Genomic DNA, 21,487 nt, shown 5'->3' with positions numbered 1-21,487 from the left:
CAATATGTATACATATGGACATAATACCGGAAAATAATATTTTTGCATTTTATAATGTTATCATAGCAGTAAAGCTACGTCAACGGATTTCTTTTACCGATTTCAAGATGTAGTAACCCTTTTTCCTGGCGACAATTTCTACATTTGTAAACAATTCTTCCATTTTATCCATGGCAGATGGAGCGCCTTGTTTCTTCTGTATAACGGCCCACAATTCACCATTCTCCTTCAGGTAGTCATAACTAGTTTCAAGAATCGAATGAACCGTTTCTTTCCCTGCTCTTATCGGCGGGTTTGTTAAAATGGCCGCAAATTCCGTTTCAACGACATTCGTAAATCGGTCACTTTGGTAGATGCTCACGTTTTGAACTTTATTCTCTCTAGCATTTTCTTTTGCTAAAGACAACGCTCTCTCGTTTACATCAATCATATGAACCATACGATTATCATTTTCTTTCGCTAAAGACAAACCGATTGGACCATACCCGCAACCGACATCCAGTAACGGACCCGTTACGTCTGGTAATTTAAACGTTTCAATCAAAGCTCTTGAACCAAAGTCAACTTCCTTCTTCGAAAAAACACCTTGATCCGTTTTAAAACGGAACGCATGTCCTCTCAATTCAAAGGCGATCGTTTGGGGGTTACTCTCTACATCAGGGTTATGAGAATAATAGTGATCGGTCATTATATCATCTCCATCCTTTGGTACATCAAGTCTATTAACCATCTTTCCCAAAAGGAAATGAAGGTCACGGACGATAAACGCAATTGTTTACTTACTGTTAGGTGCCAGACAAGAAAAAAGCCCGCCAAATATAGCGAGCTTTTCATCTATACAATCATTACTTAACTTCTACGCCAGCTCCAACTTCTTCAAGTTTAGCTTTAAGTTCTTCAGCTTCCTCTTTAGAAATACCTTCTTTAAGAGCTTTTGGAGTGTTATCAACCATTTCTTTCGCTTCTTTAAGGCCAAGACCTGTGATTTCACGAACAACTTTGATAACTTTGATTTTTTGAGACCCAGCGCTCTCAAGGATTACGTCGAATTCAGTTTTTTCTGCAGCAGCGTCTCCGCCACCAGCAGCTACAGCTACAGGTGCAGCAGCAGTTACTCCGAATTCTTCTTCGATTGCTTTAACTAGATCATTTAATTCAAGAACTGACATTTCTTTAATCGCGTCAATGATTTGCTCTTTACTCATTTTAAATTTCCTCCTTGTAATGTTTGCTTAATTTTTATTTAAACGACTTGCTTTAACTTACGCGCCTTGCTCTTCTTTTTGATCTGCAACGGCTTTTGTCGCCAATGCAAAGTTGCGCATTGGAGCTTGAAGCACGCTGAGTAGCATAGAAAGAAGTCCTTCACGGTTTGGAAGTTCAGCGATTGCTTTAACATCCTCAACTGAAGTGATTGTTCCTTCAATGACACCCGTCTTGATTTCAAGTGCTTCGTGTTCTTTAGCAAAGCTGTTAAGAATCTTTGCAGGTGCAACTACTTCTTCAGTACTGAACGCGATCGCGTTAGGACCCGTTAAGAATTCGTTTAACCCTTCAAGACCAGCTTCTTCTGCCGCACGACGAACCATAGTGTTTTTGTACACTTTGAAGTCGATGCCAGCTTCACGAAGTTGTTTACGAAGCTCAGTTACTTCGGAAACATCCAGACCACGGTAATCTACAATGATTGTAGATACACTGTTTTTTAGCTTGTCAGAGATTTCTCCAACGATATGTTTCTTTTGTTCTAGAATGCTGCTCATCATTACACCTCCTGTAGATTGACTGATGAACATTTATACCGTCATCCAATAAAAAATGCCCTTATATCAAGGTAGACATAAGGGCATTGCAAACACGCTATAAGCGGTTATTTTATCGCAATTACCTCGGCAGGACATTAAGCTCTGAATGAGCACCTACTGTCTACGGTACAAATGTATTCGTTTTTAACAACAGAACTAATTATAATCATTAGCTCAAGGTAAGTCAATACCAAATTATGCCTTAACTGCGAAAGTTGAAGGATCGACTTTAACGCCAGGTCCCATTGTAGAAGTTACAGAAACGTTTTTCATGTAAGTTCCTTTTGCAGCTGCAGGTTTAACTTTAAGCATTGTTTCATACATTGTAGCAAAGTTTTCAACAAGCTTTTCGTTGTCGAAAGAAATCTTTCCAACAGGAACGTGTACGTTACCTGATTTGTCAGCACGGTATTCAACTTTACCAGCTTTGATTTCATTGACAGCTTTAGTCACGTCGAATGTAACTGTTCCAGTTTTAGGGTTTGGCATTAAACCTTTAGGTCCTAATACACGACCAAGCTTACCAACTTCACCCATCATGTCAGGAGTGGCTACGATAACATCGAACTCGAACCAACCTTGGTTGATTTTGTTGATTAGTTCTGCATCACCTACGAAATCAGCGCCAGCAGCTTCTGCTTCTTTTGCTTTATCGCCTTTAGCGAACACAAGAACTTTTTGAGTTTTACCAGTTCCGTGTGGAAGTACAACTGCTCCACGGATTTGCTGGTCATTCTTACGAGTATCTACACCTAAGCGGAACGCTACTTCGATCGTTGCGTCAAACTTAGCGAAGTTTGTTTTCTTTACTAATTCGATTGCTTCTTCAACTGAGTAAGCTGTAGTACGATCTACAAGCTTTTGAGCTTCAAGAAACTTTTTGCCTTTTTTTGCCATTTTAAATTTCCTCCTATATGTGGTTTTAGCGGAATAACCTCCCACGAAATAAGGTTGCGAGTGAAACGTACATTTCATCATCGCAACCTCGTTCAACAGGACCTTTAACGAAGCAGGGATTAGTCTTCGATGACGATACCCATGCTGCGCGCAGTTCCTTCTACCATGCGCATAGCTGATTCAACACTAGCTGCATTTAAGTCAGGCATTTTTGTTTCAGCAATTTCACGTACTTTGTCGCGTTTAAGTGTTGCCACTTTCTTGCTGTTTGGTTCGCCTGAACCAGACTCGATACCAGCTGCTTTTTTAAGTAAAACTGCAGCGGGTGGAGTTTTTGTGATGAATGTAAATGAACGGTCTTCAAATACCGTAATTTCAACAGGAATGATTAAGCCAGCTTGATCTGCTGTACGAGCATTGAATTCCTTACAGAATCCCATGATGTTAACACCTGCTTGACCTAGTGCAGGACCAACTGGTGGAGCTGGATTAGCTTTACCGGCAGGAATCTGCAATTTAACCATTTTAATAACTTTTTTAGCCACGAGACACACCTCCTTAAGTCCGTGATGTGGTTATTGGGTTTTTCACCCTCCCACTCATGTAAAAAATGTCTTTATCAACATAAAGAACGTCTATTAGTTTCAGTATCTCTTTGCGGAGACGCACTGACTTATGAAATAGTACCATTTTTTCAGAATGATTTCAAGTTCTTTTCCATTATAATTTATCAATTTGGGAGAAATCCAGTTCTACCGGGGTATCTCTGCCAAACATATTAACATGAACTTTCACTTTTGCTTTCGCATTATCAATCTCTTCGATTGAGCCGGTAAAGTTCGCAAACGGACCTTCGTTTACTTTTACTGTTTCTCCTAATTCGAAGTCGATCTCTACCTTTTTCTCTGTCATACCCATTTGCTTCAGAAGATTTGTCACTTCTTCGGGTAATAAAGGAGTAGGCTTTGAACCTGAACCTGATGAACCGACAAACCCGGTAACTCCAGGCGTGTTACGAACAACGTACCAGGAATCATCCGTCATGACGATTTCCACGATCACATAACCAGGGAAGACCTTCTTCTTAACGACTTTCTTCTTACCGTTCTTGAAATCTGTCTCTTCTTCTTCAGGTACGATCACGCGGAAGATTTTGTCTTGCATCCCCATCGTTTCAACACGTTTCTCAAGGTTCGCTTTAACCTTGTTCTCATATCCTGAATAAGTATGAACTACATACCAATTTTTCTCCATTTAATAGGACTAAACGTCCGTCCCTCCTCGCTGTTTAAGAATACTTATCCGCCTTTTTTTCTCCAAATGAAAAAACCCGTAAAAAGATAACGGGCTCTAAGGTCATGTACTCTATTAACATTCATTATACCATGATTTCACGGTATATATACAACTAATTCTATGTTTCTCTTACTTAGAACCAATGATCAATCGCATAAGTTCTGAGATGCCCAGGTCAATGACAGCAAAGAAAAGGGCAACAAATACCACTGTCGTAATAACGGTAATCGTATAGCGTGTTAACTCTTTACGTTTAGGCCAGCTGACCTTTCTCATTTCTGATGCAACATTGCGAAAGAATTTAAACATCCGTTTGTAACCTCCAACTAATATCAATACGCAAGACTTGGTGCTCCACTATTTTGTTTCTTTGTGTAGGGTGTGAGCATTACATGTATTACAGAATTTCTTCAATTCTAATCGAACTGCTTGATTACGATTACCCGGTACACTATAATTCCTGGAACCACACACCGTACAAGCAAGTATTAATTTAGTAGTCATATATTCCACCTATACTATCCATAGTAAGTCCTATCAAAAATAACACGACCACCAATTTGTGTCAATATGACTTTACATCGTTATTTCGCGAACTTCCAAGTATCGTTCGAGCTTTCTTTTCACTCGCTGCAAGGCATTGTCGATGGATTTCACATGGCGGTTCAGTTCTTCAGAGATCTCCTGATAGGATTGACCGTCTAAATAGAGAGCCAGTACTTTCCTCTCAAGATCACTTAATAACTGAGCCATCTTGTCTTCCATATTATCGAATTCTTCACGATTGATTATCAGCGCTTCCGGATCCATTACTTTCGCACCTGAAATAACATCTAAGAGCGTTCGGTCTGACTCGTCGTCATAAATGGGCTTGTCCAATGAAACATACGAATTCAATGGTATATGCTTCTGTCTCGTGGCTGTCTTAATGGCTGTAATGATTTGTCTTGTGATACAAAGCTCTGCAAACGCTTTAAAAGAAGTCAGCTTGTCCTCTTTATAATCACGGATCGCCTTGTATAATCCAATCATACCCTCCTGGACGATATCTTCCTTATCTGCCCCAATTAAGAAATACGAGCGGGCTTTCGCTCTTACAAAATTACGATATTTCCTGATTAAGAAATCTAACGCTTCGCTGTGACCCTGATGGACGGCTTCTATGATCTCTTCATCATCCATGCCTTCTAATCGATTATCAAATGCTTCTGTCCTGGTGATATTGCTCACACACATCCCCCCGCGCAAAACAATAGATAGAAATATTATACATTACAGAAAATTCAATCGTCAACCTCTCATTGTTCCCCGCGGCGCCATTTTTCGAAAATTTCAGCAACTTCATCTGATAATTGGATCTTGGAAGCCGGCCTTTTATCACTTGAATTCCGTACTTTTCTTTCAATCTTTTTTTCGATGACTTTTACTTCTGTGTGCAGCTCCCTTGCTGATTTACGGAGGGCTCCCTGGCCAAAGATCGCCCATTGCTCCGTGAAATCAGAAGTGGCTACATGAATTTGAGTTTTAATATTACTTAACTCAATGGCTAATTTTTCAATTCGTTCATCCGCTGTTTCATTTTCTTTCGTGAAAATGACTTCCACCTTATAATTTCTATATTTACGGGCAATTCCCTGAACGTAATAAGCATCAAAAACGACAATGACCCGGTAGCCGGTATATCCTTGATATTCAGCCATTAGTTCTACAAGGCGATCTCTCGCTGCGGCCAAATCCTTATGTTTCAACTCATTCAGCTCTGACCAGGCACCGATTATGTTATAGCCGTCCACAAGGAGAATATCCATGTCTCTCTATTCTCCCAACGGGTGGCGTTTACGATAGACCTCATACATTAAAATACTAGCTGCCACCGAAGCGTTTAATGATGTTACATGACCGACCATTGGCAACTGAACAAGGAAATCACATTTATCTCTAAGTATTCGGCTCATCCCTTTACCTTCACTTCCGATAATCAAGCCGATAGGCAGCGTACCATCCAATTGGCGGAAATCCTGCTTTCCTTTCGCATCCGTTCCTGCCACCCATACACCACGTTCTTTCAGTTCATCAACCGCTCTGGACAGGTTGGTTACACGTGCAACCGGAATGTGCTCAATGGCACCCGTTGAAGCTTTCGCTACCGTTGACGTCAGCCCCACTGCTCTCCTCTTCGGGATGATGATTCCATGGGCACCAGCAGCATCCGCTGTTCTCATGATCGAACCCAGGTTATGAGGATCCTCTAATTCATCCAGGATCAGTATGAATGGATCTTCCCCTTTTTGTTCGGCCCTATGAAACAAATCATCAATTTCCGCATACTGATAAGCAGCTACAGAGGCCACGACCCCTTGATGATTTTCCGCTACCATTTGTTCTATCTTCTTCTTCGGAACGTATTGAACCATCACATTCGATTCTTTGGCAAGTCCAACAATTTGCTGGATGGAGCCTTTCTGGGAACCTTCTGCAATCCAAATCTTATTGATATCCCTTCCCGACTTCAATGCTTCCATAACCGGATTTCTTCCTCCGATAAAATCTTTACTCATTTCTACTCCTCCTTTCCTGCCTGGGCTTGTTCAAATATCATCTTCAACAGTTCCTCTAATCGCTCTGTCCGATTAAGTAAAAACAAATATCCAATAAGCGCCTCAAAAGCAGTGCTGTGTTTATACGTTTGTACATCCGTATTTTTTGGCGTTGTTCCGGATTTCGCATTCCGGCCGCGCTTGACAATCGATATCTCTTCTTCCGTTAAGACGTCCTGATCGAACAACGTTCTGAGAATAGCCGCTTGAGCTTTAGCAGACACATACTTCGTCGCCGCTCTGTGAAGCTGATTCGGCTTGATTTTTCCTTTTGTTAAGAGGAGCTGCCGTACATACGTTTCATATACAGCATCCCCCATATAAGCCAGTGCAAGTGCATTGATTTGTTTCGCATCGATTTGTTCATTTATCTCGTGAAGCATTAAGACCCTCTTTTCCAGCGAATGCCTTGAGGAGTATCTTCCAAGATGATATTCATCTCTTTTAATGTGTCACGAATTTCATCTGCTAATTGGAAGTTCCGATCTTTACGTGCCTGAACGCGTTTCTCGATCAGTTCTTCCACTTCTTCGTCCAACAGTTCTGCTTCCTGAAGGCTTAGCCCCAGGACAGAGAAGAAGTCTTCGAATTGGCTCAAGAACATATCAATCACTTCTGTAGCTGTATTTTTCTCCATTAAATAATAATTGGCTTGCTTGGATAATTCGAATAAGACGGAAATTCCGTTGGCTGTGTTAAAATCATCATCCATTTCAGAGATGAACTGCGCTTTTAATTCAGCGATTTTGTCCAGCCATTCCCGGTTGTTATCCGTCAGGTCTGTACTCGATTCCTTACGGTGCTTCAAGTTCTCATAAGCTGTCTTAATTCTATCTAAAGCGGACTCTGCATTTTGAAGAAGCTCTAAATTGTAGTTGATAGGATGACGATAATGAACAGATAGCATAAAGAAACGAAGGACTTGTGGATCCTGTTCTTTAATGATGTCATGAACCAATACAAAATTCCCAAGTGATTTAGACATTTTCTCATTATCAATATTAATATATCCATTGTGCATCCAGTACTTTGCGAATGGCTTTCCTGTAAGTGCTTCTGATTGTGCGATTTCATTCTCGTGATGAGGGAAGGTTAAATCCTGGCCCCCGGCGTGAATATCGATGGTATCCCCCAAGTAGCGCTTTGCCATGGCAGAGCACTCAATATGCCAGCCGGGACGGCCTTCACCCCAAGGGCTTTCCCAAGAAATTTCCCCTTCTTTCGCCGCTTTCCATAATACGAAATCAAGAGCATCTTCTTTTTTATCCCCTACATCTATGCGGGCGCCTGCTTTAAGCTCATCGATCGGCTGATGAGAAAGCTTACCGTATCCATCAAACTTTCTTGTACGATAATAAACGTCACCTTGTGATTCGTAAGCAAACCCTTTCTCCACAAGAGCAGAGATAAAATCAATGATGGCATCAATATTGTCTGTTACAGTCGGATGAACATCCGCTTTCTTGCATCCAAGTGCTCCGGTATCTTCAAAGTACGCCTGGATAAAGCGCTGGGCAACCGTCGGAACATCCACTCCCAGCTCATTTGCCGCACGAATCAATTTATCATCCACATCTGTGAAGTTAGAGACAAAGTGAACATCAAAGCCTCTGTATTCCAAATAGCGTCTCACCGTATCGAAGACAATGGCCGGGCGTGCATTTCCTATATGAATATAGTTATAAACCGTCGGCCCGCACACATACATTTTGACTTTACCCTCTTCCAGGGGTATAAATTCCTCTTTTTTTCTTGTCAATGTGTTATATAAACGAATCGTCAATATGATCGACTCCTTCCTTCATATTCCCTTAATAATGATTTTACCTCGTTCAATTCCATTTCCAGTTGCTTCATACGATCATTCATCGGATCGGGGAGATCACAGTGATTCAGATCCTTCTGTATCTTGACGCCATCCTGAATGACGACCTTCCCCGGAATACCGACGACGGTTGAATTTGGGGGAACATCTTTCAGCACGACCGATCCAGCCCCTACCTTAGAATTTTCCCCAACTACAATCGATCCTAATACTTTCGCTCCCGTGGCGATAAGAGCATTATCCTGAATCGTAGGATGCCGCTTCCCTTTTTCTTTGCCTGTTCCACCAAGGGTCACCCCTTGAAAGAGCGTAACATTATCTCCGATTTCACACGTTTCACCAATCACGACTCCCATACCATGATCAATGAAAAATCGGCGGCCGATTTTTGCCCCTGGGTGAATCTCAACCCCGGTGAAAAAGCGGCTTACCTGCGAAATAACGCGAGCGATAAAAAAGAATTTCCTTTTGAAAAAAGCATGGGCTATGCGATGGGCCCATATGGCATGAAGACCCGAATACGTAAGGATGACCTCGAGATAATTCCTGGCAGCCGGATCCTGATCAAACACTACTTCTATATCTTCCCTAAATGACTTAAACATTCGGATCCATCCCCCTTCCTTTTTTAAAAATATAAGCACTTAACAATAAAAAAACGCCTCTGTCAATAAACTGACAGAGACGCTTAGGTAGCGCGGTTCCACTCTGATTGAGAAGAAAAATACCCTTCTCCAACTCGAATCCTGTTAACGGTAGGAAGCCGCCTTTACCTACTATATTTCAGTAACGGGCTCAGAGGTGCATTTCAGAATCGGAGGGGCTTAAACCACTTTCAGCCGGTGATGGTTCTCTCTACTAAGCATCCTTTTCTTACTTCTCCTCATCAACGCGATATCATTTATTGTGATACTCTTACTATATTACATAACATCCAAAATGTTAACCTAAAAGACTTTGAAGACGATGTTTAACGGTATCTTTCCCTAAAAGCTCAATCGCATTCGGTAATTCAGGACCATGTGTCTGTCCTGTTACCGCTACACGGATCGGCATAAACAGCTTCTTCCCTTTATGACCAGTCGACTTTTGCACCGCTTTGATAGACGATTTGATTTCTGCTGCTTCATAATTTTCAAGAGCTTCAATCTCGTTCAAGAAAGCTTGAAGTACTTCAGGGACCTGCTCCTCTTCCAACACCGCTTTCGCCTCTTCATCATATTCAAGATCTGTTTTGAAGAACATTTCAGACAGCTCCACGATTTCAGCACCGAAGCTCATTTGCTCCTGGTATAAAGAAATGACGCGACTCGTCCATTCACGCTGCTCGTCAGACATATTCTCTTCTAATTTACCAGCGCTGATTAAGTGAGGAAGGGATAACTCCACCACTTGCTCTAATTCTAAATTCTTCATGTATTGATTGTTCATCCATGTTAGCTTCTGGTTATCGAACAGGGCAGAAGAAGTAGATAGACGCGCCGGATCAAAGATTTCAATAAACTCATCTTTAGAAAATATCTCTTCTTCTCCTTTAGGAGACCAGCCGAGTAGCGCTATGAAGTTGAATAAAGCTTCTGGTAAATAACCCAATGCTTCGTATTGTTCGATGAACTGAATGATACTTTCATCACGCTTACTCAGTTTCTTACGGCTTTCATTAACGATTAATGTCATATGCCCGTAAACAGGAGCTTCCCATCCAAGAGCTTCAAAAATCATTAATTGCTTTGGTGTATTGGAAATATGATCTTCTCCACGTAGAACGTGTGAAATTTTCATCAGGTAATCGTCTACTGCAACGGCAAAGTTATATGTAGGTGTACCGTCTTTTTTCGCAATGACAAAATCACCGATTCCGTCTGATTCAAATGCCACATCTTCTTTCACAATATCATTGAAAGAATATACTTTCCCTGCAGGCACACGGAAACGAATACTTGGTTGACGTCCTTCTGCAGCTAATCTCTCTTGATCTTCTTTTGTCAGGTTACGGCATTTACCGGAATAGCGGGGCATTTGGCCTGATGCTGATTGAGCTTCGCGTTCCGCTTCCAGCTCTTCTTCCGTACAGTAGCATTTATAAGCTTGTCCGCTTTCTAACAGCTCATTTAAATATTGCTCATAAATATGATTACGCTCTGATTGGCGATAAGGGCCATAGTCACCAGGCTTATCTACGCTTTCGTCCCAATCAATTCCAAGCCATTGAAGATATTTAAGCTGACTTTCTTCTCCGCCTTCAATATTACGTTTCTTATCCGTGTCTTCAATACGGATGATGAACTTTCCACCTACACTGCGAGCGTATAAGTAATTAAATAAAGCGGTTCTTGCATTCCCAATATGTAAATGACCCGTTGGACTTGGAGCATAACGGACGCGTACTTCTTTTGTCATTTGATTTCCTCCTCTTTGTATTCCTGCATTAAAGTCTCTGACCTATTTTAACACCGTTATGAAAGGGAATAAAGCGAATTTGTCCCCTTACTTCTTTTTGATCAACACGGTGGTTTGCGCTGCGATCCCTTCGCCTCTTCCAGTAAAACCAAGCTTCTCTGAGGTTGTGGCTTTCACGTTCACTTGCGTACTATCCGCTTCTAATAGGGTTGCGATGCTTTGTCTCATTTCGTCGATATAAGGAGCCATCTTTGGTTTCTGAGCAATGATCGTGCAATCGATATTCCCTAATTCATAGCCTTCCTCTTTCACAAGAGCCCATACATGCTCGAGAAGCTTAGCTGAATCTGCATCCTTGAATTCAGGATCTGTGTCTGGAAAGTGTTTTCCGATATCCCCAGCGGCAATCGCCCCCAAACATGCATCCGCTACAGCATGTAATAGTACATCTGCATCTGAATGACCTAATAACCCTTTTTCATATGGTATGGTTATGCCTCCCATAATAAGGGGTCTGTCTTCTACTAATTGATGAACATCAAATCCTTGTCCGATCCTAAACATGGTTGTCTCCTCCACTCATTTCCTCTTGCTTCTTCAAAATGGCCTCAGCAAAATATAAGTCCTCAGGTGTTGTCAGTTTAATATTGTCATAATCACTCTCCACAACAGCAACCATAACATCCATTCTTTCTACTAGAGAAGCATCGTCTGTGCCAAGGAAACCATCTTGCTCCGCTTCCCCGTGCGCTCTTTTCAACAATGAAACACGAAAAGCTTGTGGAGTTTGAACCATCCACAAGCTTGAGCGTTCAATCGTTTCCTCGACTTCTCCATCCATCACTTTTTTGATCGTATCTTTAACAGGAACAGCGGCAATGGCGGCTCCTGTTGATTGAGTTTTTTCTACTAATTGGTGAATCGTGGATTCTTTAATAAAAGGTCTTGCCCCGTCGTGTACAAGAACAATTTCATGATCAACCTCAAGCAATGCGTTGTATACACTATGCTGTCTTTCTTCCCCGCCATCTACAAGCTTAACGACCTTTTTAATACCAAAGCGGTCTAATAAACTTTTGAACTCATCTCGCTCCGATGGATGAATCGCTAAATAGATACCCTGACAATGGGAGTCAAGTTCAAAAACGCGCAGTGTATGAATAATGACTGGACAGCTATTCAGCTCGAGGAGCAGTTTATTCTTGCCTGCTTTCATTCGTTTCCCTTGCCCTGCAGCCGGAATGACAACTTCATATTCCATACGATAACTCCTTTAACACTCGAGTAATACTATTTATTATACCTCACTGAATCAATAGAGTCAGGGCAAAGATTACTTATAAAGCTTTTTCTAATTGCTTCGGCTTCGCAAAGATCATTCGACCCGCAGAGGTTTGAAGAACAGACGTCACAAGTACATCGATATACTTGCCGATATAATTGCGTCCCTCTTCCACTACAATCATCGTACCATCATCGAGATAGGCGATTCCTTGATTATGTTCTTTACCGTCTTTGATTACCTGAACCTTCAATTCTTCTCCAGGTAATACAACTGGCTTAACGGCATTGGCCAAGTCATTGATATTTAATACTTGTACACCTTGAAGATCGCATACTTTATTCAAGTTGAAATCATTCGTGACAACGATCCCATTCGTAAGCTTCGCTAATTTCACAAGCTTCGAATCAACTTCCTGAATTTCCTCAAAGTCACCTTCATAAATCTGAACCTCTACAGGGAGCTCCTTTTGAATTCGATTCAGGATATCAAGTCCACGCCTGCCACGGTTTCGTTTCAACACATCTGAAGAATCCGCAATATGCTGAAGCTCTTCCAGCACAAACTGTGGAATGACGACAATTCCTTCTAAAAATCCAGTTTGACAGATATCTGCGATACGACCATCGATAATCACACTCGTATCCAGTATCTTCAGCGTTTTCACACCCGCTTCATCAGAATCTTCGTCAGTCCCTTTTTTCTTGCCTTTATTTGTAGTACCAAACAGACCGACCAGCTCATCCCTTTTCTTAAAGCCAACTTGAAAGCCTAAATAACCAAGAATCAGCGTTAATAGAATCGGAACCACTGTGTTGACAATCGGGATCTCCATTTGATTGAAAGGAATCCCAAACAGATACGCAACAAAAAGACCGATAATAAGTCCTAAACTGCCAAATAACAGATCCGTTACTGGAGCTTTTACTAAACTATCTTCAAACCACTTGACGAAATTGACGACATACTCGACTGCCCAAAACGAAAGAATATAAAAAATAATGGCACCAAATATAGCAGTCATATAAGGGTTATTAATTAAAGGAATGTCTGATAAATTTATGACGGTAAATAATTCGGGAAGCAGAAATATCCCCAGTGTTCCCCCGACTATAAGGAAGCACGCTTGAACGATTCTTTTTAACATTCCCTCACCTCCTCCTATTCATTATAAACAATTTGCTATTTTTGAAACGTCTTAGCCCTTGAAAATTTTAAATTTAATACTTTGGAAACCATTTTGATATACTTATCCCATTTTACTAGCTTCCTTAAGTGAAGGCTAACATGTCTCTTAAAGACTGTCAATTTTTTGAAAATACTTCAATTATCCCCTGTATGGCAAATACAGGACCACATACCTATAACTGTCGATCGGCAAACGTTTGTTCTTTGATCAGTTTTAATCCCTCTTTGATTTTCCGTGCCCTGACCTCTCCTATTCCTTCCACTTCATCCAAATCATCCACTGAAGCACTCACTACATGGGGAAGGGTTTCGAACCTGGTAATAAGGTTTTCGATGATCACAATTGGTAACCGTGGGATCTTATTCAACACGCGATATCCTCTTGGATAGATGGCATCATCGTGATGAACATACCCATGATAGCCTAATAATTTTAATAGGACATTATCCTCTAATACTTCTGAATGGACAAGCTCCTGAAATTTATAGAGTAGTTCGAACGGCTTTATATTTCTTTCCTGAGAATAATCCCTAATAATGAGCATCGCCTCATCTTCAATATCTGCCAATAGCTCATTCATCTGAAGGCGTATCAATCTTCCTTCGACACCCAGCTCGCTTAAATAGGTCAATAACTCGTTTTTAATCCTTAATACCATTTCGAATCTGTGAAGAACTTGCAGTAGGTCGCTTTGTGTCACAAGCTCCTCAAACTCCAGAACCGATAGATTAGAGATACTCTGATCGAGAACCACCTTATACTTCTCCAGAGTTTGAATCGCCTGGTTGGCCTTCGTTAAGATGACAGAGATATCCTTTAAAGCATATCGAAAATTCCCTTGATACAACGTGATCACGTTTCTACGTTGCGAAATAGCGATGACAAGGGCATTGGTCTGCCTGGCAACCCGCTCTGCCGTGCGGTGTCTCATTCCCGTTTCGGTAGAGGGAACGTACACATCGGGAGCCAACTGAGCGTTTGCCAAAATGATCTTCGTACCCGCTTCATTCAGGATGATGGCCCCATCCATCTTGGCAAGCTCATACAGATAGCTTGGTGAAAAAGCACAATTGATATGAAATCCGCCATCCAGTACAGATTTCACCTTATCATTGTAACCAACGACAATAAGGCCGCCCGTATTGGCTCTCAGAACATTATCGATGCCATCTCTTATCGGAGCACCTGGAGCAACAAATTGCAATATATCCGACATGGACTTTTCTCTTGCCTTCTTATCTTCCATTTCTTATCCTCCTAAAATAATAGCCAGCGCTTCGTTTATATTTGACACTCCTGTGACCTCTATATCCGAAGGCGGCTGCCATCCACTTAAGTTATTTTGGGGAATAATCACACGTCTAAAGCCTAGTTTAGCCGCTTCTTGAACACGTTGCTCAATTCTTGACACCCTTCTTATTTCACCCGTTAATCCGACCTCTCCGATAATACAATCATGAGCACTGGACGCTTTATCACGGAAGCTGGACGCAATACTCGCGGCAACAGCCAAATCAATCGCAGGTTCATCCAGTTTGACCCCTCCTGCCACTTTTAAATAAGCATCCTGCTGCTGCAATAGCATTCCTGCGCGTTTCTCCAACACGGCCATAATGAGTGAAACACGGCTATGATCGATCCCCGTCGCCATTCGTCTAGGGTTATTGAAGCTGGTCGGGGTGACAAGGGCTTGTATCTCCACCAGAACAGGTCTTGTACCTTCCATGGATGCAACGACCGTTGAGCCTGCCGCGCCTTGTGAGCGCTCCTCCAGGAATATCTCAGAAGGATTTGCGACTTCCTCCAGACCAAGCTCTTTCATTTCAAAAATCCCCATCTCATTCGTGGAACCGAAGCGATTCTTCACGGCTCTTAAAATACGATATGAATGATGGCGCTCCCCTTCAAAGTACAGTACGGTATCTACCATATGCTCCAGCAAACGAGGTCCGGCAATGGATCCTTCCTTTGTAACATGCCCTACTATGAAGATGGCAATGCCTTTTGTTTTTCCTATTCTCATTAATTCAGCTGTACACTCCCTCACCTGGGAAACACTACCGGGAGCAGACGTCACTTCAGGATGAAAAATCGTTTGAATCGAGTCGATGATGACAAAATCAGGAGAGATTTGTTCAATCGTTTGATGGATCAATTCAAGATTCGTTTCCGCAAATATATATAAATCATCCGACTTAATACTTAATCGATCTGCCCGAAGTTTTGTTTGCTTGATCGATTCTTCTCCGGATATATATAGCACCTTCTGCTTTTGATCGGCAAGCTGGGAAGATACCTGAAGCAATAAAGTAGATTTCCCGATCCCGGGATCTCCACCGATCAACACAAGTGAACCCGGAACTACTCCTCCACCTAACACCCGATTCAGCTCTTTCGATTCAGTCAATACTCTTGGTTCTTGCTTTGTTTCGATTGAGATAAGCTTTTCTGCTTTAGTGGGCCCGCTATTTTCAGAATGCATAAATGATCCTCGAGGCTTTTTCCCCGTCATCTCAACTTCTTCCACCATCGTGTTCCACTCGTTACAACCTGGACATTTGCCCATCCATTTAGCAGACTCATAACCACATGATGAACATACAAACTTTGTCTTTTTCTTTGCCAATCTATTCTTCTCCTCTTTCACTCTATTTGTTCTTTTTACATTTCATGACAATACCCATTCGAAATGATTGTATCGGTTTTATGTACTGTATTCAATTTAGGACCCTTCGAAAAGCGCAGGTGGCTTGCTTAGAGGCGACAAGCATAAGACGAGTTAACCGGAAAGGCGTTTTTTGCCTTTTTGGTTAACTTGGCTTATGACCTCGAGCCTCTAGCCACCGGAGCTAGACAATATGAAAAGCGCAGCCGGCTCGTTCAGGCCCGACAAGCATAAGTCGAGCTTGCTGAAAAGGCGGTCTTTGCCTTTTTGGCGAGATTGACTTATGACCTCGAGGGCCTAGCCGGCGGAGCCAGACAATAAGAAAAGCGCAGGTGGCTTGCCCAGAGGCGACAAGCTTTTCCAGAGCTCATCAAAGGTATCCATTATTATAAAAGAGGTACACGAAAAACATAAACGTGTACCTCTTTTTTCACCTTTGTATTAAGTAGGAGTATTAGCTGCTTCTTCTTCTTTTACCTTTACAACAAACTCACTATCTTCTACATCAATAACAATATTCTGACCTGTCAGCACCTTGCCTCTTAATAACTCCTCTGACAGTTTATCCTCTACATGTTTCTGAATGGCCCGACGCAGTGGGCGCGCACCGTATTCAGGATCGAATCCTTCATCTGCTATTTTTTCTTTAGCAGCAGCAGATAGCTCTAAATGAATATCCTGCTCTTTCAAGCGACTTGTCAGTTGGTTTGACATTAGTGTCACAATCTCTTTCAGGTGATCTTTTTCAAGTGAGTGGAAGACAATGATTTCATCGATACGGTTAAGGAACTCTGGTCGGAACGCACGTTTCAGCTCTTCCATTACCTTACCTTTCATATCCTTATAATCCTGCTTTCCATCTTGAATATTGAACCCAACATATTTGTTGCTCTTAAGGGACTGGGCGCCAACGTTGGATGTCATGATCAACACCGTGTTTCTGAAGTCTACCGTTCTTCCTTTTGAGTCTGTCAAACGACCATCTTCCAAGACTTGAAGGAGGATGTTAAATACATCAGGATGTGCCTTTTCAATTTCATCTAAAAGTACGACGGAATATGGCTTACGGCGAACTTTTTCTGTTAACTGACCGCCTTCTTCATATCCTACATACCCTGGAGGAGAACCTACTAAACGTGAAGTCGAATGCTTCTCCATGTACTCAGACATATCGATGCGGATCATGGCATCCTCGTCACCGAACATAGATTCCGCTAATGCACGGGCAAGTTCCGTTTTCCCTACTCCTGTCGGTCCTAAGAAAATAAAGGAACCAATCGGACGCTTCGGATCTTTCAGCCCTGCTCTTGCACGACGGACCGCTTTCGATACTGCTACGACTGCTTCAGATTGACCAATGACTCTGGAATGAAGGATCTCTTCTAACTTAAGTAATCGATCCGTCTCAGTCTGGGCAAGTTTCGATACCGGCACTCCCGTCCAGTTCGATACAACCTTCGCAATATCTTCTACCGTCACTTCCGTATTTTCCTGACCTTGCTTTTCTTTCCATGTGTTCTTCGTTTCTTCCAGCTCTTCACGAAGCTTTTGCTCTGAATCTCTTAGAGAAGCTGCTTTTTCAAACTCTTGGCTTTGAACCGCTGCATCCTTCTCTTTACGGATTTCTTCCAGCTTTGCTTCAAGCTCTTTCAGGTTTGGCGGCGTTGTATAAGAACGTAAGCGCACCTTAGACCCAGCTTCATCAATTAAATCAATTGCCTTATCCGGTAAGAAGCGGTCTGAAATGTAGCGATCAGACAGTTTCACTGCCGCATCAATCGCTTCATCTGTGATCGATACGCGGTGATGGGCTTCATAACGATCGCGTAAGCCCTTGAGAATCTGAATAGACTCTTCTGCCGTTGGCTCATTGACTTGAATTGGTTGGAAACGACGCTCCAGCGCAGCATCCTTTTCAATATATTTACGGTACTCATCTAATGTTGTCGCACCGATACATTGTAACTCTCCACGAGCAAGAGATGGTTTTAAAATGTTCGATGCATCGATGGCGCCTTCAGCTCCGCCTGCTCCGATTAACGTATGAAGCTCATCGATGAACAGGATGATATTACCTGCCTGACGAATTTCATCCATTACTTTCTTTAATCGATCCTCGAATTCACCGCGGTATTTCGTACCGGCTACCACTGTACCCATATCCAGGGTCATTACGCGTTTATCCCGAAGGATTTCAGGCACTTCATTTGCAATGATCTGTTGTGCAAGGCCCTCGGCAATCGCTGTCTTACCTACACCAGGCTCACCGATTAACACCGGGTTATTCTTCGTACGGCGACTTAAAACTTCAATGACACGCTGAATTTCTTTGCTTCGTCCGATAACCGGATCTAAGCTTCCTTCACGGGCGATTGCCGTTAAGTCCCGGGCTAAGCTATCAAGGGTAGGCGTATTGGCATTGGCATTGCCCGCGCCCTGGTGGTTGCTTGAGTCATTACTTCCTAGTAACTGCAATACTTGCTGTCTTGCTTTATTTAAGCTGACACCAAGATTTCCGAGTACACGAGCGGCTACTCCTTCACCTTCACGAATTAACCCTAATAAAATATGTTCTGTTCCTACATATGAGTGTCCCAGTTTACGAGCCTCATCCATAGAAAGCTCAATCACTTTCTTCGCTCTGGGTGTATAATGAATCGTTTGAGATTTCTCGGTTCCTTTCCCGATCAACCCCTCCACTTCTTTCTGAATCTTTTCAGGGCTCAGTCCCAACGCCGTAAGTGCTTTAGCGGCAATTCCTTCACCCTCGCGGACAAGTCCCAATAAAATATGTTCAGTACCAATATTACTGTGCGCCAAACGAATCGCTTCTTCTTGAGCTAACGCTAATACCTTTTGTGCTCTTTCTGTAAATCGACCAAACATCATATTATTTTTCCTCCTCACATGTATCCTTATCTAACTTAATTCGCTCTCGAATCAAAGAAGACCTTCTTATATCTCTTTCATTTGGTCTCAATGGACCTCCAGAATATTGTTGTAAAAATCCCGGTTGGGTTAAAATCATTAGTTCATTCAATATATTCTTAGATATGACTTTGATGTATCCTAAATCAATCCCAAGCCTGACATCCGATAAACACTTAGCTGCTTCCTTGGACTCAATAATTCGACTGTGCTCCAACACACCAAGTGAACGAAAGATCCTATCTTCTAATTGTATGTTAGACGTTTTAACTAATGCGTCCCTTGCCGATTGTTCTTTATCGATGATCTGTTTCACAACACTTAACAAATCTTCCACAATATCTTCCTCTGACTTACCGAGTGTCGTTTGATTCGAAATCTGGAAGATGTTTCCCAACGCCTCGCTGCCTTCTCCATAAATCCCTCTTACCACCAGACCTAATTGGTTAATGGCAGGAATGATACGATTTAACTGCTGGGTCAGGACCAGACCAGGCAAGTGCATCATGACAGAAGCTCTAAGCCCCGTTCCTACATTGGTAGGACAAGTCGTTAAATATCCATGTTTCTCATCAAAAGCAAAATCAAATTCGCTTTCAAACCAATCATCAATCTGATTCGCTCTCTGTAAAGCTTCCTTCAATTGTAAACCTGGATATAAACACTGTATTCGAATATGATCCTCTTCGTTTACCATTATGCTAATATCTTCTTCACTGGATAAAAGGACAGCCCCATAGTTCGTGTCCTCTGCCAAGTTAGGGCTAATAAGGTGTTTCTCCATCAATACCCTCTTTTGGAGTGGCTGAATCTCACTTGTAGGTAAAAATTCTAATTCACCTAATTTCTTCGGGTATAAAGAGAGCTTATCCTTCACGCGATCCACAATTTCTTTTGCTTCCTCAGAAGAATAAAGAGTAGAGAATCGAAAGTCTGTCAGGTTCCTCGCGAGGCGAACCCGTGAGCTGAGAACAATATCCGAATTCGGTCCCTCTTCATTCATCCAAGAACTAACAGCATTTTGTAAAAATCTCTCTAGACTCATCCTTTATCTCCTCCCTCTTTTTTAACATCTTTCTCCAGGGAGCGAATTTCGTCTCGTATCTCTGCTGCTTTTTCAAACTCTTCATCCGCAATCATCGTTTGCAGTTCTGACTTCAACTGCTGAATTTTTTTCTTCACATGAATGGCCCCGCCCATGCGTTCCGGAACCTTCCCGTGATGCTCCACATTTCCACTATGAACACGTTTTAATAGAGGAGTCAGCTCATCTTTGAACGTCTCATAACAATGAGCACACCCAAATCTTCCCACATTAATGAATTGCTGCAAGGTCATTTTACACTTTTCACACTGTAAAACCTCTGTCTTGGGTATTTCCGCTTCCTTTGCCTGCTTAAATGCAGGGGCTATATTAAGAAGACCTGCCAATAGATTGTTCACTGAGAAGCCGGAAGAAGAATCAAACATAAACATTTCACCCTTATCCTGAGCGCATTGCTCGCATAAATGAACCTCTGTCTTTTCCCCATTTATCACCTTGGTAAAATGAAGGGTTGCAGGTCTTTCATTACACTCTTGACAAATCATCCTACTCACCTCTCAAAACTTACTCGTACTTCAATGTATCCAGCATGGCCCTGAGCATTCTTCCCCTCAATACGTCCCGTTCAGGTAAATCGACCATGATCACCGAACGGTCCATTACGCTCAGCATGATCTTTGCTTCCCGTTCAGAGATAATATCCTCTTCTACTAATCGAAACACAATATCAGCTGCCGTATTCTGGCTGATCGTCTGAGTAATGAGTGCTACCAGCTGGTCAATTAGATGAACTTGATCGTGGGCCTTTACTTTCATAATTCTGATATAGCCCCCGCCACCTCGTTTACTCTCTACTACATACCCTCTTTCTATCGTGAACCGGGTATTGATCACATAATTAATTTGAGAAGGAACACATTGAAACTTATCAGCGATCTCGCTTCTTTTAATCTCGACTATCTCACTTTCACTCAGTTCTAAAACATTCTTTAAATAACGTTCAATGATGTCGGATATGTTCCTCATCAAACCTCCTCCTCATTTTGACTTTGACTATATTTGACTATAATTATACAACCGTGTTTTAAACTTTGCAATTATGAAGTTTGACCTTAGAAGTTTTCCTGTTTTAGGAAGGTTTTAAACGTGAAAATGTGAGTTTGTTGGATAGATTTTAGGAAATGGGGCATTGAGAGGGAGTGTTTTTTTATACGGGGAGGGCAGTGATAAGGGTCGGGAGTTGATTTTTGGAGAGGGGTGGAAGGATGGTCGACCTGTGATGTGATGGAATGGTGAATGGTCTATTGGTGTGATTGAGGAAGAGTGAAAGTTAGTAATTTGGATGGATTACTTACACTAAAAAGTTGGATTTATTGGGCATTAGTTTATCTTTTCAGCTGTATAGAGGAGTGATGTTCAATCCACAATCTCAAAAATTCAAACGACAAAAAAAGCAGCTCCTAAGAGCTACTCTTTTTCATATTTGCCTGGCGACGTCCTACTCTCACAGGGGGAGATCCCCCAACTACCATCGGCGCTGAAGAGCTTAACTTCCGTG

General features: G+C 42.0%; 24 protein-coding genes and 2 other annotated features. All 24 genes read right to left on the bottom strand.

Annotation, left to right across the window (positions count from 1 at the left end):
- Positions 1–79 precede the first annotated feature (79 nt).
- Positions 80–688 carry a class I SAM-dependent methyltransferase gene (locus Q1B03_RS20420; protein WP_299746137.1) on the bottom strand — a complete coding sequence of 203 codons (609 nt, stop codon included), beginning with the start codon at positions 686–688 and terminating at the stop codon, positions 80–82.
- A gap of 157 nt (positions 689–845) precedes the next feature.
- Positions 846–1,205, bottom strand: a complete 360-nt coding sequence (gene rplL, locus Q1B03_RS20415) for a 50S ribosomal protein L7/L12 (RefSeq protein ID WP_299746135.1) — start codon at positions 1,203–1,205, stop codon at positions 846–848.
- A 57-nt stretch (positions 1,206–1,262) separates the two neighbouring features.
- Positions 1,263–1,763 (bottom strand): 50S ribosomal protein L10, encoded by a 501-nt coding sequence (gene rplJ / locus Q1B03_RS20410; RefSeq protein ID WP_299746133.1) that lies wholly within the window; start codon positions 1,761–1,763, stop codon positions 1,263–1,265.
- 42 nt (positions 1,764–1,805) lie between these two features.
- Positions 1,806–1,950: a sequence feature (ribosomal protein L10 leader region), on the bottom strand.
- A 50-nt stretch (positions 1,951–2,000) separates the two neighbouring features.
- The gene (gene rplA / locus Q1B03_RS20405; RefSeq protein WP_299746265.1) at positions 2,001–2,747 is read right to left on the bottom strand and encodes a 50S ribosomal protein L1; all 747 of its coding nucleotides are present in this window, start codon (positions 2,745–2,747) and stop codon (positions 2,001–2,003) included.
- Positions 2,748–2,821: 74 nt separating this feature from the next.
- Positions 2,822–3,247: a 50S ribosomal protein L11 gene (rplK, locus tag Q1B03_RS20400; protein WP_032085258.1), complete on the bottom strand. Its 426-nt coding sequence runs from the start codon at positions 3,245–3,247 to the stop codon at positions 2,822–2,824.
- Between the two features lie 175 nt (positions 3,248–3,422).
- Positions 3,423–3,956 carry a transcription termination/antitermination protein NusG gene (nusG, locus tag Q1B03_RS20395; protein WP_098353402.1) on the bottom strand — a complete coding sequence of 178 codons (534 nt, stop codon included), beginning with the start codon at positions 3,954–3,956 and terminating at the stop codon, positions 3,423–3,425.
- Between the two features lie 171 nt (positions 3,957–4,127).
- Positions 4,128–4,307, bottom strand: a complete 180-nt coding sequence (gene secE, locus Q1B03_RS20390) for a preprotein translocase subunit SecE (RefSeq protein WP_044340513.1) — start codon at positions 4,305–4,307, stop codon at positions 4,128–4,130.
- A 48-nt stretch (positions 4,308–4,355) separates the two neighbouring features.
- Complete coding sequence (gene rpmG / locus Q1B03_RS20385) at positions 4,356–4,502, bottom strand: 50S ribosomal protein L33 (RefSeq protein ID WP_079534455.1); 147 nt, start codon at positions 4,500–4,502, stop codon at positions 4,356–4,358.
- A gap of 72 nt (positions 4,503–4,574) precedes the next feature.
- Positions 4,575–5,180, bottom strand: coding sequence for an RNA polymerase sporulation sigma factor SigH (gene sigH / locus Q1B03_RS20380; RefSeq protein WP_229597131.1), 606 nt, complete (start codon positions 5,178–5,180; stop codon positions 4,575–4,577).
- Positions 5,181–5,296: 116 nt separating this feature from the next.
- Positions 5,297–5,806, bottom strand: coding sequence for an NYN domain-containing protein (locus Q1B03_RS20375; protein ID WP_299746109.1), 510 nt, complete (start codon positions 5,804–5,806; stop codon positions 5,297–5,299).
- Positions 5,807–5,812: 6 nt separating this feature from the next.
- Positions 5,813–6,556, bottom strand: coding sequence for a 23S rRNA (guanosine(2251)-2'-O)-methyltransferase RlmB (rlmB, locus tag Q1B03_RS20370; RefSeq protein WP_148971229.1), 744 nt, complete (start codon positions 6,554–6,556; stop codon positions 5,813–5,815).
- A gap of 2 nt (positions 6,557–6,558) precedes the next feature.
- The gene (locus Q1B03_RS20365; protein ID WP_113970873.1) at positions 6,559–6,978 is read right to left on the bottom strand and encodes a Mini-ribonuclease 3; all 420 of its coding nucleotides are present in this window, start codon (positions 6,976–6,978) and stop codon (positions 6,559–6,561) included.
- On the bottom strand, positions 6,978–8,378 hold the full coding sequence (gene cysS / locus Q1B03_RS20360) for a cysteine--tRNA ligase (RefSeq protein WP_299746090.1): 1,401 nt from the start codon (positions 8,376–8,378) through the stop codon (positions 6,978–6,980). The genes Q1B03_RS20365 and cysS overlap by 1 nt, the downstream gene beginning before the upstream one ends.
- Entirely contained in the window at positions 8,375–9,025 is a 651-nt protein-coding gene (gene cysE / locus Q1B03_RS20355) for a serine O-acetyltransferase (RefSeq protein WP_148971226.1), read from the bottom strand. Before cysE ends, cysS begins: the two co-directional genes overlap by 4 nt.
- A gap of 72 nt (positions 9,026–9,097) precedes the next feature.
- Positions 9,098–9,319: a binding site (T-box leader), on the bottom strand.
- 43 nt (positions 9,320–9,362) lie between these two features.
- Positions 9,363–10,820, bottom strand: coding sequence for a glutamate--tRNA ligase (gene gltX, locus Q1B03_RS20350; protein ID WP_299746086.1), 1,458 nt, complete (start codon positions 10,818–10,820; stop codon positions 9,363–9,365).
- An 87-nt stretch (positions 10,821–10,907) separates the two neighbouring features.
- Positions 10,908–11,384: a 2-C-methyl-D-erythritol 2,4-cyclodiphosphate synthase gene (gene ispF / locus Q1B03_RS20345; RefSeq protein WP_299746083.1), complete on the bottom strand. Its 477-nt coding sequence runs from the start codon at positions 11,382–11,384 to the stop codon at positions 10,908–10,910.
- Positions 11,377–12,081: a 2-C-methyl-D-erythritol 4-phosphate cytidylyltransferase gene (gene ispD / locus Q1B03_RS20340; protein WP_299746080.1), complete on the bottom strand. Its 705-nt coding sequence runs from the start codon at positions 12,079–12,081 to the stop codon at positions 11,377–11,379. The genes ispF and ispD overlap by 8 nt, the downstream gene beginning before the upstream one ends.
- 76 nt (positions 12,082–12,157) lie before the next feature.
- The gene (locus Q1B03_RS20335) at positions 12,158–13,249 is read right to left on the bottom strand and encodes a PIN/TRAM domain-containing protein (RefSeq protein ID WP_299746078.1); all 1,092 of its coding nucleotides are present in this window, start codon (positions 13,247–13,249) and stop codon (positions 12,158–12,160) included.
- Positions 13,250–13,463: 214 nt separating this feature from the next.
- The gene (disA, locus tag Q1B03_RS20330; RefSeq protein ID WP_113970866.1) at positions 13,464–14,537 is read right to left on the bottom strand and encodes a DNA integrity scanning diadenylate cyclase DisA; all 1,074 of its coding nucleotides are present in this window, start codon (positions 14,535–14,537) and stop codon (positions 13,464–13,466) included.
- A 3-nt stretch (positions 14,538–14,540) separates the two neighbouring features.
- On the bottom strand, positions 14,541–15,917 hold the full coding sequence (gene radA / locus Q1B03_RS20325; protein ID WP_044340501.1) for a DNA repair protein RadA: 1,377 nt from the start codon (positions 15,915–15,917) through the stop codon (positions 14,541–14,543).
- Positions 15,918–16,397: 480 nt separating this feature from the next.
- A complete protein-coding gene (gene clpC / locus Q1B03_RS20320) occupies positions 16,398–18,845 on the bottom strand; it encodes an ATP-dependent protease ATP-binding subunit ClpC (protein WP_299746073.1) in 2,448 nt (815 codons plus the stop codon).
- 1 nt (position 18,846) lies between these two features.
- A complete protein-coding gene (locus Q1B03_RS20315; RefSeq protein WP_299746070.1) occupies positions 18,847–19,929 on the bottom strand; it encodes a protein arginine kinase in 1,083 nt (360 codons plus the stop codon).
- A complete protein-coding gene (locus Q1B03_RS20310; RefSeq protein WP_299746067.1) occupies positions 19,926–20,474 on the bottom strand; it encodes a UvrB/UvrC motif-containing protein in 549 nt (182 codons plus the stop codon). The genes Q1B03_RS20315 and Q1B03_RS20310 overlap by 4 nt, the downstream gene beginning before the upstream one ends.
- A 19-nt stretch (positions 20,475–20,493) precedes the next feature.
- Positions 20,494–20,955, bottom strand: a complete 462-nt coding sequence (locus Q1B03_RS20305; protein ID WP_148971217.1) for a CtsR family transcriptional regulator — start codon at positions 20,953–20,955, stop codon at positions 20,494–20,496.
- Positions 20,956–21,487 lie beyond the last annotated feature (532 nt).

The organism is uncultured Rossellomorea sp. (assembly GCF_947488365.1).
In the GTDB taxonomy this organism is placed as follows: Bacteria; Bacillota; Bacilli; order Bacillales; family Bacillaceae_B; genus Rossellomorea.
The sequence above is the reverse complement of the archived record's forward strand: the minus strand, read 5'-3'. Positions and strand labels throughout refer to the sequence as shown.